14 protein-coding genes are annotated in these 15,788 nt (G+C 43.6%); 11 read left to right on the plus strand and 3 right to left on the minus strand.

What is annotated here, in order from left to right; genetic code table 11:
- Positions 1 to 49: 49 nt before the first annotated feature.
- From P7F88_RS07130 to P7F88_RS07140, 3 genes are all read left to right on the plus strand, one after another.
- Positions 50 to 571: a TetR/AcrR family transcriptional regulator gene (locus P7F88_RS07130; protein WP_277824571.1), complete on the plus strand. Its 522-nt coding sequence runs from the start codon at positions 50 to 52 to the stop codon at positions 569 to 571.
- The gene (locus tag P7F88_RS07135) at positions 568 to 1,617 is read left to right on the plus strand and encodes an alcohol dehydrogenase family protein (RefSeq protein WP_277823195.1); all 1,050 of its coding nucleotides are present in this window, start codon (positions 568 to 570) and stop codon (positions 1,615 to 1,617) included. Before P7F88_RS07130 ends, P7F88_RS07135 begins: the two co-directional genes overlap by 4 nt.
- Positions 1,618 to 1,958: 341 nt before the next feature.
- Entirely contained in the window at positions 1,959 to 2,933 is a 975-nt protein-coding gene (locus tag P7F88_RS07140) for a TAXI family TRAP transporter solute-binding subunit (protein WP_277823197.1), read from the plus strand.
- A gap of 56 nt (positions 2,934 to 2,989) precedes the next feature.
- Here the strand turns inward: P7F88_RS07140 and P7F88_RS07145 are convergent, their stop codons facing one another.
- Positions 2,990 to 3,913, minus strand: coding sequence for a hypothetical protein (locus P7F88_RS07145; RefSeq protein WP_277823199.1), 924 nt, complete (start codon positions 3,911 to 3,913; stop codon positions 2,990 to 2,992).
- 10 nt (positions 3,914 to 3,923) lie between these two features.
- Entirely contained in the window at positions 3,924 to 4,442 is a 519-nt protein-coding gene (locus P7F88_RS07150; protein ID WP_277823201.1) for an NUDIX hydrolase, read from the minus strand.
- Between the two features lie 181 nt (positions 4,443 to 4,623).
- Between P7F88_RS07150 and P7F88_RS07155 the strand changes: the two genes are divergently transcribed.
- Complete coding sequence (locus P7F88_RS07155; RefSeq protein WP_338405544.1) at positions 4,624 to 4,884, plus strand: DUF333 domain-containing protein; 261 nt, start codon at positions 4,624 to 4,626, stop codon at positions 4,882 to 4,884.
- A gap of 45 nt (positions 4,885 to 4,929) precedes the next feature.
- Here P7F88_RS07155 and phnR read toward each other — a convergent pair whose 3' ends face one another.
- A complete protein-coding gene (phnR, locus tag P7F88_RS07160) occupies positions 4,930 to 5,631 on the minus strand; it encodes a phosphonate utilization transcriptional regulator PhnR (protein WP_277823203.1) in 702 nt (233 codons plus the stop codon).
- 301 nt (positions 5,632 to 5,932) lie between these two features.
- On the opposite strand from phnR, the gene P7F88_RS07165 reads away from it, so the two are divergent.
- The 7 genes from P7F88_RS07165 (at position 5,933) to P7F88_RS07195 (ending at position 15,616) form a co-directional block, all read left to right on the plus strand.
- On the plus strand, positions 5,933 to 7,819 hold the full coding sequence (locus tag P7F88_RS07165) for a methyl-accepting chemotaxis protein (protein ID WP_277823205.1): 1,887 nt from the start codon (positions 5,933 to 5,935) through the stop codon (positions 7,817 to 7,819).
- 127 nt (positions 7,820 to 7,946) lie between these two features.
- On the plus strand, positions 7,947 to 8,759 hold the full coding sequence (locus P7F88_RS07170; protein ID WP_277823207.1) for a crotonase/enoyl-CoA hydratase family protein: 813 nt from the start codon (positions 7,947 to 7,949) through the stop codon (positions 8,757 to 8,759).
- 186 nt (positions 8,760 to 8,945) lie between these two features.
- Positions 8,946 to 10,262 (plus strand): ferredoxin reductase family protein, encoded by a 1,317-nt coding sequence (locus P7F88_RS07175; RefSeq protein ID WP_277823209.1) that lies wholly within the window; start codon positions 8,946 to 8,948, stop codon positions 10,260 to 10,262.
- A 154-nt stretch (positions 10,263 to 10,416) separates the two neighbouring features.
- Entirely contained in the window at positions 10,417 to 11,055 is a 639-nt protein-coding gene (locus P7F88_RS07180; RefSeq protein ID WP_277823211.1) for an EF-hand domain-containing protein, read from the plus strand.
- A 123-nt stretch (positions 11,056 to 11,178) separates the two neighbouring features.
- Complete coding sequence (locus tag P7F88_RS07185; protein WP_277823213.1) at positions 11,179 to 12,519, plus strand: efflux RND transporter periplasmic adaptor subunit; 1,341 nt, start codon at positions 11,179 to 11,181, stop codon at positions 12,517 to 12,519.
- Positions 12,516 to 14,480: an efflux RND transporter permease subunit gene (locus P7F88_RS07190; RefSeq protein ID WP_277823215.1), complete on the plus strand. Its 1,965-nt coding sequence runs from the start codon at positions 12,516 to 12,518 to the stop codon at positions 14,478 to 14,480. Before P7F88_RS07185 ends, P7F88_RS07190 begins: the two co-directional genes overlap by 4 nt.
- The gene (locus P7F88_RS07195; protein ID WP_277823217.1) at positions 14,468 to 15,616 is read left to right on the plus strand and encodes an efflux RND transporter permease subunit; all 1,149 of its coding nucleotides are present in this window, start codon (positions 14,468 to 14,470) and stop codon (positions 15,614 to 15,616) included. Before P7F88_RS07190 ends, P7F88_RS07195 begins: the two co-directional genes overlap by 13 nt.
- The last annotated feature ends 172 nt before the right edge of the window (positions 15,617 to 15,788 follow it).

Raw genomic sequence — 15,788 nt, forward strand, 5'->3', positions numbered from 1 at the left:
ATGCTTTACCTTAGCAGGTAGAATGAACACTCTACCTGCTAAGGTTACTATGTTAAAAAACCAGATTTCGGCCAGTCTTGAGCTCGCGTTTAGTGAGTACGGCTTTGCTGAGCCTAGCGTCGCGAAACTAAAAGATGCTTCCGACGTAAGCCTCAGGACTTTGTACCGTTATTTCCCCTCAAAAGAAGCTATGGTAGTCGGTGCGCTTGAATATCGGCATGAGAGATATCTCCGTCTTATTTCAGATAATGCGCTTCCAATTGGAGAGGCGGCAATACTTCATGTTTTTTCATTACTGGAAGAGTGGATGGAAAGAGACGCTCCCAATGGCTGTATGTCAACACAAGCGATGTCGGCCTTTCCCGGTAACCCTCTCATTAAGACAGCCGTCAAGAACCACAAGCTCGAAGTTAAAGCTATGTTAGGCCGATTGAGTGGCCGCGAAGAGTTAGCAGGAGAGATTTTTCTGTTGCACGAGGGGGTATCTGCAACGTGGCCGATATTGGGAAAAGAAGCGATATCAATAGCCAAAGTTTCACTAATAAAATTATTTAACGGGAGCAACCAATGAGTACCAAAGCCAGAACAATGAACGGCGTACAGCTTATTGGTCATGGTGGACCGGAATGTCTGGAGTACCGTTCAGATATCCCTGTCCCTGCACTTAACGATACCGATGTCCTAATCAAAATTTCGGCCGTCGGTGTTAACAATACCGATATCAATACTCGAATAGGCTGGTATTCAAAAAACGATGGCGACAGTGATGATGCTAGTTGGGCTGGAACAGCTCTTAATTTACCGCTAATACAAGGGGCAGATGTGTGTGGCGAGGTCGTAGAGGTCGGCAGTAAAGTCGATGCTGCACGCATTGGCGAACGCGTGATCATTGAGCCATGTATTATAGAAGCCAACGGCAAAATGTTAGACAGCGCATGGTATTTTGGCTCCGAGTGCAATGGCGGGTTTGCAGAATATACGAAAGTGGCATCCAGACACGCTTTTAAGGTTGATTGCCAACTGTCCGATACTGAACTCGCCTCTTTCCCTTGCTCATACTCTACCGCAGAAAACCTGTTAACCCGCGCAAATGTACAGAAGGGTGACAGAGTACTGATTTCCGGAGCATCTGGTGGAGTTGGTTCAGCAGCGATACAGTTGGCTAAAGCGCGTGGTGCACATACAATCGCAATAACTTCAAAGGAAAAGAAACAGGCACTGTTAGATATTGGTGCTGATGAAACAATCGATCGCTCTTCCAATCTGATCGATACCCTTAGAAAAAACAGTGTCGATGTTGTTATCGATTTGGTTGCTGGAGCCCAGTGGCCACAGTTCCTTGAAGTACTTAAACCAAAAGGGCGGTATGCCGTATCAGGTGCAATTGGCGGAGCAATGGTTGAACTAGATGTAAGAACACTTTATCTAAAAGATCTCAGTTTCTTCGGGTGTACTTTTATCGAACCGGAGGTTTTCCCAAGCCTGGTTGCGCATATAGAGCAGGGCAACATACGCCCACTGGTCGCTCAAACCTTTCCGTTAAGAGATATTTCACTCGCACAGGAAGCATTCCAGCAAAAGAAACATATCGGAAAAATCGTGTTAAAAGTGAGCTAACACTCTGAGTTTATAAGACAATTACCACATAAAAATGGCGTCATTATGTGTTAGTTGTCAGGCCAACTTAGCCACAAAAACACTTTCACAACACTAATGTCACACATTTAAAACTTAACACCCAAAACAGCAACACAATCTGCTGATTTTTAAAGCAGTTAACAGAATAATTTGATTTTCACGGGTATGATGCGTATTTTTTAATAAAGAACTTATTAGAGAGCGCAGTGTTTTCATTCAATGGACTTATGAAAGCACTGCGTTCTCGGTGAAGTAAGCTCTTTTAGTTTCATTTCTGCTCGCAACGGATGAGCAAAAAAACAAACAAAAAAGGAATTGATATGACTCGATTAAAGTCCCTGATCACTGCAACAGCATCCTCTCTGCTTCTTGGCGCTTCATTTTCTGCTAGCGCAGCGGACACTTTTGTGACAATAGGTACTGGTGGTGTAACAGGTGTTTACTACCCTACAGGTGGTGCTATCTGCCGTCTGGTAAACAAATCGAAAAAAGAACACGGTATTCGCTGTTCTGTAGAGAGTACTGGTGGCTCTATCTACAATATCAACACAATTCGTGCAGGTGAACTTGATCTGGGTATCGCTCAGTCTGACTGGCAGTACCATGCATACAACGGAACAAGTAAGTTTGAAGATGCAGGTGCTTACAAAGATCTTCGCGCGGTATTCTCTGTTCACCCAGAACCGTTCACTGTTGTTGCTCGCAAAGACTCTGGCATCAAAACGTTTGATGACCTAAAAGGCAAGCGTGTAAACATCGGTAACCCAGGTTCTGGTCAGCGCGGTACTATGGAAGTACTAATGGAGCGTTACGGCTGGACTAGAGATGACTTCAAACTTGTTTCTGAGCTGAAAGCATCTGAGCAGTCTAAAGCACTTTGTGATAACAAAATTGACGCAATGGTTTACGTTGTTGGCCACCCAAGTGGTGCAATCAAAGAAGCGACTACTTCTTGTGATAGCGTAATCGTTACTGTGGCAGGTGAAAAAGTCGATAGTCTAATCTCTGATACTAGCTACTACCGTACTGCGACTGTACCAGGTGGCATGTATGCTGGTAACCCAGAAGACGCAGGCACATTTGGTGTAGGTGCAACATTTGTATCTTCTACCCAGGTGCCAGACGAAGTGGTGTACAACATCGTTAAGGCTGTATTCGAAAACTTCGATACGTTCAAGAAGCTACACCCTGCATTTGCTAACCTGAAGAAAGAAGAGATGATCAAAGATGGTCTATCTGCTCCTCTTCACCCAGGTGCAGCAAAATACTACAAAGAAGCAGGTCTTCTTAAGTAAGCCACTTATCTGAACTTCAGAAACAAAACACCCGGCATTTGCCGGGTGTTTCATTTTTAATCTAATTCGACTTTTACAAGCGGGGCTGGAATTCGCTCTGAAGTGATATAGATCGACTTTCCATCGTTACTAAATGCAACAGCTTCGGCCTGTTTCATGTTGGGCATGTTCAGGAGCTTAGGCTCTGAAGACAGCGTCTCCAACCAGCTATTATCATCCTTTTGATAAAGATAAACGCCGGTATAAGTAAGTACAACCGCCTGCTTCCCGTCCTGAGAGATATCCATAGCAGTTGGCATCGCGCCGTAACCAACTAAGCTAAGAATATTAAAGAAGTCTGGGTTAGAGTCAGGGAAAGCTGGCACCTCTCCCAGAAATTTCGCCTCTGCCATCCCATTATGTTTTATCGGTAGTTGATAAAGGCGGGGTTGTTCTTCTCGTTTGCTAAGAAGCAAGACTTGCTGATTAATGGGGTCTATAGCAACAGACTCACAGTCGCGCACACCATCTTCATACTGAAAATTCACTGTCCACTCAGGTTTAACTGTCAGTACTTGGTTCGTATTGGATAATACGGGTTCAGCAATAAAATGTAGCTGATAATCTTCACGCTCAGCATAGTTGTCACCCACATCCGCGATGACGATATATGAACGCCCCTTAAACTCAAAGGTTGCTATATCTTCCCAATCATTGTTCTCAACACCATAAATCTTTATCGTAGCAAGATAGTCCCCATTACTATTGATGGCATAAAGCTCAGGTAAAGAAAAACTATCATTATGTACCCAAATAACATCTTCGTTAGTTCGGGACACGGCCATGCCGCTTGTTTCTCCTAGCCTCTTATCTGTGAGATATCCTTCCTGATAGTGCTCATCAGCCAACTCCTGACCACTTTTGAAGGCGCAAGAAGATAACCAACCGAGCAATAAAATCGCGGCAAAAATTCTAAGTGATAACTTTCTTGCTTTAGACATAGCTTGATTCCTACAACATTTCCTTCGCTATCAAATGCAGCAAGAAGGTTTCACGCTCAATACTCATGCCTTTTTTAGGGCTGTTAGCAATAGTTTCTTCATTGTGAGCAATTGCATCATGAATATTAACCCACAAAGGTTTCATACCATTTTTGACTTCGTAATCTTCATAAGAAGTTTCACCAAGCTCTCTGTCAATCTTACAGGTATAACAGTAAGACAGCATGTGCATTATGTCCGCATCGTCTTTGTACCATGGGCGGAATTCTTCGTAGATACCGTAAGGCTTAATATTGTGAATATTCTGAGCACCGGTTTCTTCCTCGAGCTCGCGTACCATTCCCGCAATCACGTCTTCACCGTCATCCAGACCACCACCAGGAATTGAGTAATCATGATAACGCTCGGTATATAGAAGCAAAATGTTTTCGCCATCCAGAACAATTGCTCTGGCTGCGTTTCTCTTGATAATTTTTTTATCGTCAAGATGCTCGATATCCGGATGGATAGTGGTTTTCAGGTGTCTCATAACAGGTGTCTCTGGCAGGGTCGCTTATAACAAAAAACCGACGAATAGTATCACGTGAGTATGAATGACAATAAATTTTTCTAAAAAACAGGAAAAACATGACGTTACCAAAACAGTTTTTAAGAATTATCTCCTACACTTATTTCATCAGCGCAAGAATCCATCCTTCAGGAGAAAAGAGATGATCAAAAAAACAGTGTTAGTTGGAATGAGTTCAGTGGCTATTTTGGCTGGTTGTGCAGGAACTGAACCTGATGAATACGACGTTGAAAGCTACGAGCCAATCTCGAATAAGGCGGAAGTATACTGCGTGCAGCGAGGTGGAGAGCTAGGTGCATTTACCGAGAACAACAAGCGCGTTAAGTACTGTATATTTTCCGAGGATGATAAAGTCGAAGTAAATGAGTACTACGAACATAGGCACGATCATCAGAAAAAATAATATTCTGACAATCAGAAGCGCCACTTCATACGAATGGCGCTTTTATTAAAACATTTCGGCAATTGATTCGATACAGACTGCATCATGACGCCAGTACTCAAGAGCACAGTCAATTAGTGCTCCATCCTGATTGTAATTCAACTTCTCTACCAACAATGCGGGAGTTCCGGAAGTGGCATGCAGTGCTTGTGCAATATCACCAAGCAGAGATGTCATACTCACTTTGTAGTGTGTTCTGTGATATGTCACGCCAAAATGCTCTCGAAAAATATCCGTTAGAGATGCGTCGAAATCAAACTTTAGCAATCCCGGAAATGGCGTCTGCTTGATATAACTTCGAACGTATACCACTGGCCGCTCTTCCAAATAACGAACTCGCTCGACACAATACACATCTGTAAACGGTGGTAAACCAAGCAGGCTAGCCGCTTCTTTTGTAGCCAGTATACTCTTAGCAACTACCGATTTCGTTTTAGGCCTACGTTCTTGAGCCAGGGCTAGACTGTTAAAGTTGAGTATTCGAGTTGGATCGTACTTTAAAGGCTCAGGAGAGATAAACCAGCCTCTTCTGTCTTCTCGAAAGATCTTTCCCTCAATTTCAAGAACAGACAGCGCCTCACGAAGCGTTACTCTTGTGGTATCAAACATTTCTGCCAGCTTTCTTTCTGCCGGTAGCTTCTGATGTGGTGACAATAAGCCCGATTCAATTTGCTCAGTAATAGCATCTTTAATCTTTACGTACTGCACGATTAACCCTTCACACAAAAAAAGTCAGGCTTCAGAGCGTACAATATCAGTTCCCACATCTCAACCTGGTATAGTCCAGGTAGCGCTATACACCTTCCTATTTCGGCTTTATTGCAGCAGAAACTGAACTTTTACAGTGTAAACAGCAATATATTCCCCTCAATTATATTAAATTGAAAATCACATAATCTGAGCTATATATTTATATTAGCCAACAAATATTTAATATCCGGGCATTAATATAAACTCCATAACAGCCTGGGTAATGGCAAACGTCATTTGGTATAGGGAGTACTAATAAATGGATAAGTTTAAACTGCAGATCGTCGGGACTCTGAGCTCGATAATTATTGCTATTGTTACCGTTCTGGTTTACTTAAGCTACAACAGTTTCAAGTCTGAAAGCGTGAGCTTAACAAAGTTGTTATTAAAAGAAAAAAGCCATGCTATCGAAATCGAACTTGCTGAAAAGTTTAATAGTTACAAAAGGATATTATCCTCTGTAAAACTTTCAGAAGAAGATTTCGAAAATAGCAGCCTCTCATTTCATGCCATATCTCAACTCAATTCTATCTCTGACATTCAAAAAGATGTTAGCGATGGGAATTATATATTTAGAAAAAATGGCGACATATTCGATAACGCAGGTAACAAGCTTAATATAAACGTTAAAAAGCTTAATCGTTCCTATCACGATGCGCTGTTTAATAAAGGCGCTTCTTTCTATGTAACGACACCTTACAACTCTGCAGCGACAGGCGAACAAATTATTAGTGTTGCTTACAAAGTCAGTTCAGACAGTGCCGTGTTATCAGCAATTAATGTTGACGCTGTATTGGGTTCTCTAAGCAATCAGTCTGATATGTTTTTGTTCTCACATGACGGAACATTGCTCTCGACGCCTTATAAAGAGCTGATAGGTGAGAATATATTCGACCACAGGCCAATGTATAGGCAGTTCAGCTCAAAGCAACCCGAACTGACATATACAGCAAAACCAGAACCCAATGGTGATAACGTTGATTTCACCGCATTCTGGGGGCGCCTGGATATAAACGGTTGGCAGTATGTTGTTTTTGCCCGCAATTCGGTTATTGAGCAACATGCCAACTCCCAACTTTCTTCCTCATTGATTATCGGTGTAGTTAGTCTTGGCATAGCGATTGTGATTTTGCTACTTACCATCAACAAGTTGGTACTAAAGCCAGTTGGTGGCGCACCAGAAGATATTGCTCAGCTAATGGAAAAAATGGCGACAGGTGATCTGACTCAATACTTAGCAGCGACTGGTAAAGATACTGGTATCTATCTTTCCTTGATCAACCTGTCAAATGAACTCAGTAGGTTAATCAAATCATCCCATCAGATTTCCGACAACGTTTCCTCGGCTTCTCAGGAATTAAATGCGGTGATGAACGATACATTAGGTCATGCAGAGACAGAGCTAACCCAGGTTGAACAGATTTCCACAGCAATCACCCAGCTTTCCTCAACGTCGTTAGAAGTAAGTGACAAAGCTGTGATGGCTGAAGAGGAAACCAGAAAAGCGATGGACAATGTCAGCAACGGTAAGCTCACGCTGGAAAAGAACGTTATTCTTACAGACAAGATCAATACATCTTTCACCGAAACAGCAAATATCGTTGAAGAGCTCAGAGAGTATGCAGTTGAGATTGGAGCAGTAACAGAGATGATCAACAGTATATCGGAGCAGACCAATTTATTGGCATTAAACGCCGCTATAGAAGCCGCGCGAGCAGGCGAAGCCGGGAGAGGGTTTGCTGTTGTCGCTGACGAAGTACGAGAGTTAGCCTCGAAGACACAATCTTCCACTGTGAGTATTCAGGAGATCATCAGTAAACTTCAAAGCCAGTCTGAAAAAGCCAATGAGAACATGGGACAAAATGTCGATCTGATTTCAGAATCCGTATCGCTTGTGGAAGGAATAAAAGCGTCCTTTGAAGATATCTCAACTGCAGTCCACTCCATCTCTGATATTAACGCTATTGTCGCTACTGCATCACAACAGCAGCAAGCGGTCACAGAAGATATCTCAAAGAACGCGACACAAGCCTTTGATATGGTTCATCAGAACGTATCTGCTGCGAATCAAACCCTTCAGGCCTCGTCTGAGCTCTCACAGTTAGCCGAAACACAGCACAACGAGCTAGCGTTTTTTAAAGTTTGATTCTACGAGACTCAAGGAGGACAACACTCCTTGAGTCAAAATTCTCCGTTTACACCCAAAGTCTGACTTTTCAAATGTTAATAAATTGTTTATTTTAACTGGTACGACCATTAGAACGGATTTTAATATGTCAGACCATGCTCGCGTCACCTGCAATATCGATGATAACAACATTGCGACCATATGCCTTAATCGCGCCGATAAACTTAATGCTATTGATATGCCGATGTTTCAGGCAGTAAACAAAACCATCACTGAACTCAAGAAAAACAAAAATATTCAGGCCGTTATCGTTAAAGGGAACGGTACAGATTTCTGTTCTGGCCTGGATGTAAAATCTCTATTGAACGATAGAACGGGAGCGATGAAGTTACTTTTTAAATGGTGGCCTACCCTGCCCAATGATGCACAACGATTTTCGGTGGGATGGCGTGATATCCCTTGCCCGGTTATTTTTGCAATTCATGGTCGGTGTTGGGGAGGCGGTTTGCAGCTCGCCAGTGGTGGTGATTTTCGTATCGCCAGCCCGGATGCCAGCTTTTCTATTATGGAAGCGAGATGGGGGCTGATTCCCGATATGGGCGGCGCATTAGCGTTTCGTGAATTGATGCGTCAGGATCATACTCTTGAAATGGCGATGACAGCCAAAGAAATAGATACAAAAAAAGCAAAGGAGTATGGGTTGGTAAGTAAAATCTCTGATGAACCTTATGAAGAAGCCTATAAGCTGGCCCTGGAACTGGTCAATCGATCTCCAGACGTACTCGCTGCAACTAAGAAGCTCTATCATAAAACCTGGTGGTCTAGCCCCGGGATGGCACTATGGCTGGAAACCTGGTACCAGATAAAGGTGCTTATAGGGAAAAATCGAGTCATTGCAGCCAAAAGAGAACGTGAAACAGAAAACAAACGTCCTTACCTGCCGAGGCAGTTCCGATAACCTGATTGATGTTCTCAGTGGCTGGTGCTTTGACCAGCCATGATTACGACCAAATCCCCACCGACTAGGTTTATGATATGTAAAGAAATGTAAATCAACTTAAAGCTCTGTAAAGTTACTTTATTCCTTCCCGAGCAAACATATTATTACTGCAAATACTTTTATTTTCCTTTATGAGCTACCGATATGTTTAGATTTACCGTTCTTCTGACACTCCTTTGGCTTCCCAGCCTACTTTTCAGCTGGGACAAGATGGATAACTTCTTTGCGTGGCGCCACCAGCTAACTATGTATACTGGAATGCTAAGCCTGGGTTATATGGGCTTTGCAGTGTTATTGGCCGCAAGGTTTAGCTGGATTGAAGATAAGATTAAAGGCCTGGATAAAGGCTACAAACTCCACAAAAATCTTGGTATTGGCGCTACCGTATCGCTGTTTTTCCACTGGCTTATCGTTAAGAGCGCACATTGGTTAATTGACGGTGGTTATATTGCCAGACCAAACCGTGGCCCTCGCCCGGAATTAGAAGGCATTAACTGGCATGCTGTTGCTGAGCAGGTTGGCGATATTTCATTTAAGGTATTCCTTATCTTCGCCATATTCAGTCTTGTTCAGGCCATCAGTTACAAGAAGTTTAAATATACCCATAAACTAGGCGGCATTCTGATGCTGGCTGGCGTATTTCACACTACTTTCCTTCTGGACTGGAACATTGGAACAATCCCTATGAATCTAGCTATCGCAGCAATTTCAGTAGTGGGGGTATGGTGCTCTTGGCTTTCTCTATCCGGAAGCATTGGTAAAGTGAAAAAAGTTCGTGGGGAAGTAACATCGGTAAAACCTTTTTCGGTTAAAACCGGAACCAATACGGCCATTCGTTTTTCTATAAAACTGGAGTCAGGAATCAACTACAAGGAGGGACAATTTGCCTATCTGAATTTTCATGATGGCGAAGCACCTCATCCATTTTCGATTCTCAACTACGACCCTGAACAACGATCTATCGATTTCGGAGTAAAAGATCTGGGTGATTACACCAATAAGCTGGTCAATACCCTTAAAGCAGGACAGAAAGTAACGATAGAAGGTGGATACGGCCGCTTCCAGATGTCTGAGTTTAGTGAGCAGGTTTGGGTTGGTGCAGGTATTGGCATCGTACCTTTTGTTTCCCGATTGTACTGGCTGAAAAAACAGGCTGAGAAACAACAAGTATCGTTCGACAAAATACATCTATTTTATTGTGTAAACTCGGCAAATGAAGCCTTTTTCCATAATGAAATCATTAGCCTGCTACAAAAACTGAACTTTATAGAACTGCATTTACTTGAAGCGGATAATGGGCAGTTACTCGACGGAGAACAAATTATGGAAAAAGTAAAAGGAAAAGAGTTCGATGTCAGCTTCTGCGGTCCAGATGCTTTTGGCAAATCATTACAGTCTCAACTCGCTACTGCCGGTATCCCCGAGGAACGCTTCCACAAAGAAATTTTTAAAATGCGATAGCGGTTTACCATAGATTATTGTTCCCACATTTCGCGCCTCCATGAGGCGCTTTTTTTATTCCTGAAAACAACTTTACATTGCTTTACCTCGGTTTACGTTTACTTACGTACATTAGTTTATACTAATAATATCGAAGTCGGATGGGGACACGAGCATGAAAACTACAAATACACTAATTGCATTAATCACAATCGCTATCGCTTCTGGTGCGGTTGCTGGAAACATGAACAAAGGACAAGGGCGCAACAACAATGCTATGCAGCCGCCTGCTTTTTCACAGTATGACCTGGATGGTGACGGCAAAGTAACTGAAGAAGAGTTCAACAAAGCGCGAACTGAGCGAATTGCAGAACGTAGTGAAGAAGGTCGCCGCTTAAAAAATATTGGTGAAAACACCATGTTTACCACCATTGACGCAAACAGTGATGGCGTTATAACCACTGAAGAGTACACCGCTCACCAGAACAAAATGATGGCCGAAAAACGTTCTCAAAAATATGCTAACAAACAGAACGGTAAGAAAGGCGGAAAAAACACGGCTATGAAGAATAAGCAGAGACCAGCATTCGCTGATTTTGATACCAACGGTGACAGCAGTATCTCGCAGCAAGAATTCGATGCTTTTCGTGAAAGCCGCCAACAAGCAAGAGCAGCGGAAGGCATGCGCATGAAAAACGCAAATCGAGCATCCATGTTTGATCAACTGGACACCGATGGCGATGGCTACGTAAGCAAAGAGGAGTTTCTGGCGAAACGTAGCCCTGGGAACAATGGCAAGGGTAAGAAGTTTTAACTTTCACAAGTAACTACATAAGACCTCAAACCTGAGGTCTTATGCATCACAACGACAAAAAGTAACCTACTCTTTTATTAGCCATAAAAATATTCGTCTATTCAAGCAATTAAGGGATTAACAATGGCCAGATTCAGTTGGACACAGAAGGCTCTATTTGTTCCACCCGTCATACTCGGTGCCGCACTACTCATACTCGCACCGTCCATGAAGGCTGACCCGCCAAAAACCGAAAGTAAAGCAGGAAAGAAAGTTGTTCGGGTATTAAAAGTCGCTCCCCGAAAAATACAACCTACCGCTGTAGGCTACGGGCATACACAACCCGCTCAGGACTGGGAAGCACAATCAGAACTGGATGGCACTGTCATTTGGGTTTCGGAGCAATTCAAAACCGGGGCAATATTAGAAGCAGGAAGCGAAATTTTAAGACTGGATCCCTCTTCCTACCAACTCACTATCGCACGCCTTGAGGCTGAGCTGGATGTATCCAAACTCACTAATCAGACTATCCGAGCTTCACTCAACATTGCCGAGCAGGAATATCAGGTTCAGAAATCTGAATATGAACGCTCTATTCGTTTGAGTAAAACAGGCCACATATCGCAAACTGAAAAAGACCAGGCGACCAGAGAGCTTCTTAGTAGCCAGCAGCAATTACAGACTCAAAAAAACAATCTGGCCATAAATAGTGCTCAACAACAAGTATTGATAACGGAGCTAGAGTTAGCAAAGCGCGACTTAGAACATACCGTCATTACCGCACCCTACTCTATTAGAATCACAGAGAAATTTGCTGACCTGGCAGAATACGTGAACAAAGGGGAAGTAATGTTCAAAGCCGACGGTATCGAAGCTGTTGAAATTAACGCGCAGTTTCCTCTTGGGAAAATGAGGCCGTTAAGACGCACCACCAGCCAAAATACACTGGATAAGGACGTTCATACCAACCTGGAGGCGATTGTCGAACTTCAGGCTGGCGACCGGGTCATTGTCTGGGACGCCGAAGTGAATCGCTCCGGTGGTCAGATTGATGCACAAACACAAAGCCAAAGTATTGTGGTGCAGATAGCAGAACCTTATAAGCAAGCCGTGCCAGGTAAAAAACCGCCACTCATCCGAGATACCTTTGTTAAGGTGACACTCAAAGCGCCAATAATGAAAAAGCAAATCCTATTGCCTGTTACCGCCATCCATAACGACAAGGTTTACTTTGTCAAAGAGGGTAAACTCGTAATTCGTCCCGTGAAAATTGACTTTGTTCAGGGGCAAATTGCAGTGATTAAGTCAGGTGTGGAAATAGACGACATTGTTGTACTTAGCAAACTATCCCCGACCGTCAAAGGCATGTTACTTAAACCGCAGCCAGACAAGAAAATCAACAAATGGCTGGATAAAGAGACGGGATTCAAAGCTGGCAGCCCTAAGAGCAAGCTAAACTCGGATAGCAGCGAGGTTAAATCATGATCGCTTTTTTCGCCCGACATGCAACCGGAGCGAATGTGCTGATGATAGCGGTACTATTACTTGGCGCCTTTACTCTGCCTGAGTTGCAAAAAGATACTTTTCCAATCACTCCAACTAAAGACATCGAAATCCGTATTGGTTATCCGGGAGCAACACCTGCCGAGGTGGTTGAGGAAATATGTTTTCCGTTGGAGGACGCCCTGGATAAGTTAAACGGTATAAAAGAACTGAGCTGCGATGCCAGAGAAAATACAGCAATAGCCAATGCAGAAATTAATGGCGGAGAAGATATCGATGTTCTGACCAGCGACATTCAGCAGCAAATTAACTCTATTAATGACTTCCCGACACAGGTTGACCAAATAACTGTAACTAAACTGGATAGAGTAGCCAGTGTCGCCAGCGTGGCGATAACCGGAAGCATGTCTGATCAGGATCTCTACCTTTATGCTCAACAGGTAAAACAACGGCTCAAAGCCAATCCACTGATTGCTCAGGTCGCTGTCAGCGGTTTCTCTGATCAGGAAATCGAAATCCGTGTTTCTCAATGGAAACTAAAGCAATATGGCCTAAGTATCAAAGACCTGTCTGATCTGGTCCAACAACAGAGTATTAGCACACCGGCAGGTGTCTTTACCAATGACCTTGAAGAGATAAGCGTCCGCTTTGACCAACTAGGTAGTACTGCTAATGATTTCAACAATATCATCGTTAAGTCCAGCGATTCAGGAACGCAATTGCGCCTTAGCGATATCGCCCAGATTGAACAGCAATTTACAGATAAAGAAGACAAGATTCTGTTTAATAATAAACGGGCAGCATTACTGCAGATATCGAAAACCTATTCTCAGGACACTCTTAAGGTCAAAGATGCTGTAGTGAAAATGATTGAAAAGGAGCAAATCAGAGCACCGGAAGGCGTTGAGCTTACGATTACTCAGGACTCCAGCACCAATATTCAGGAGCGCATCCGACTCCTTACCAGCAATGGTGTTCAGGGGCTCGCGTTGGCATTTCTGATGCTCTGGGCTTTCTTTAATATTCGCTTTAGCTTTTGGGTCGCGATGGGACTTCCAGTCTCCTTTCTGGGAGCGGTGTTTGTAATGCACCTGCTTGGCTACACGTTGAATATGATGACATTAGTCGGTTTGATTGTTGCGATTGGCCTGCTTATGGATGATTCGTTAATCATCGCAGAAAATATTGCGGCGAAAAAGCAAGCCGGCATGCCTGCGTTTGAAGCTGCTATCGTAGGAACAAAACAAGTGTTCCCAGGAGTGATAGCCTCGTTCGCAACCACACTAATGGTAATAGGCCCGCTTATGTTCCTTAGCGGAAAGATGGGAGAAGTGCTACGTTATATTCCAATAATTCTACTAATCACATTAATGGTAAGTTTGATCGAAGCCTTTCTGATTCTTCCTTCTCACTTAGCACACAGTCACTCCGATTCTGGATCGAACCCTGTCAGAAAGAAATTTATTCAGACATTCGAAAAAGTGAGGGATAACCTGTTTGTTCCGCTATCAGTTAAAGCGATGAGCGCCCCCTATTTCACTTTGGGAATACTGGCCATGGTGGTTATGATTTCCAGCGCTACGTTCTCTGCGGGCATACTCAAGTTTAAAGCCATGCCATCGCTGGAAAGTGACGTTCTTCAGGCCAGGATATTACTTCCTCAGGGTAGCCTTTTATCTCAAACCGAAACGGTGGTCGATAAAGTATCTAATGCGCTGGATGAAATCGATAAAGCCTATAGTGAAAAATACCCTGGTTCGGAGCCGTTGATAAAAAATAAAACCGTTCTTTTCAATAACAATATAGACGCGAATGAGTCCGGGCCTCATATGGCGACGGTAAGCGTCGATCTATTGCCTGCGCAATTCAGGCAGGAGAGCATTAAATCTCTGGTTCAGGACTGGAAAAAAGAGTCGGGCCTACCGCTGACGTGGTTGCTCTGAAGTTCACCGACAAAGAGCGCGGTATCGCTGGTAACGGTATCGATATAAGAGTTCAGGGTAGCTCACTGGAGGAACTGAACAAAGTCAGCCGCTCTTTGATTAAATGGCTGAAAGGCTTTGACGGAGTATTTAACTTATCTTCAGACCTTCGCTATGGTCGCACGGAAATTCATGTATCCCTTAAAGATGAAGCAGGTGTAATGGGAGTCAATGCCTCTCAGTTAGCCCAAACTCTAAGAAGCGCAGTAAAAGGCAGCACCGACCTGACAACATTTCAGGAAGGGGAAACCATCGACATCGCCGTACGTCTGGATGAATTTACCCATCAGGCTAGTTTGCATGAGTTAAAAGATCTTATGGTTACCGCGTCAAACGACACCTTAGTCCCACTTTCAGCCATTGCTGATTTTAAGGAGAAACAAACCTTTTCCCGCATCAATCGTATTAATAGTATCAACACTGTAACGGTACAAGGAAATATCAACACCCGTGTCGCTAACGCACGTGAAATCATGCAGCAGTTCCACAAAGAGTTTGTCCCGGATATTCAGAAAAAATTTCCTGATGTAAGTTTCGTCTCTCAAGGCCAGGACAAAGAGAGTTCGGATACCGGCTCTTCTTTACTTACGTTTTTTGCACTGGGTGTTGTCGGGATCTATCTTATCCTCACTTTTTTGTTCCAGAGCTTTACCCAACCGCTTGCTGTTCTCCTTGCGATTCCGATGGGGTGGATTGGTGTGATATGGGGACATATGGGAATGGGTTTAGATCTTACCATTCCCAGCCTGGTGGGATTCGCAACGCTTGCGGGCATAGTCGTCAATGACAATATTTTGCTGGTGAATTTTATCAAAGAGAATATCGCAAAAGGCGTTAGTCTGATGGATGCTTGCAGGGAAGCGGTGCACGACCGCTTCCGGGCCATCTTTATCACATCAGTAACCACTTTTGCCGGATTACTCCCGCTGCTCACCGAAACCAGTACGCAGGCTCAATTTTTGATCCCATTGATCGCCAGCATCGCTTTCGGGCTAATATCCGCTACGTTATTAGCCTCGATCGTCGTCCCTTGTGTATTCCTGATCCTGGATGACTTGAAACTTACCCGCTTATCGCAAAAAGTAATTCAAGAATAGGCAACTTTGAGCCCAGTAACAAAGTAGGCTTATGAGTCGAGCTGGTGATTTACCGGCTCGGCTTCCACCTGCGCTCTTGGACCTGGCCCGGTGCCATTACAACACCCAAATAGAAAAACGATGGTTAGTGCTAAAAGTAGTGCTCGCATTTTGTAATCCTATGATTTACTCC

This window comes from Vibrio hannami, assembly GCF_029589055.1.
Lineage (GTDB): Bacteria > Pseudomonadota > Gammaproteobacteria > Enterobacterales > Vibrionaceae > Vibrio > Vibrio hannami.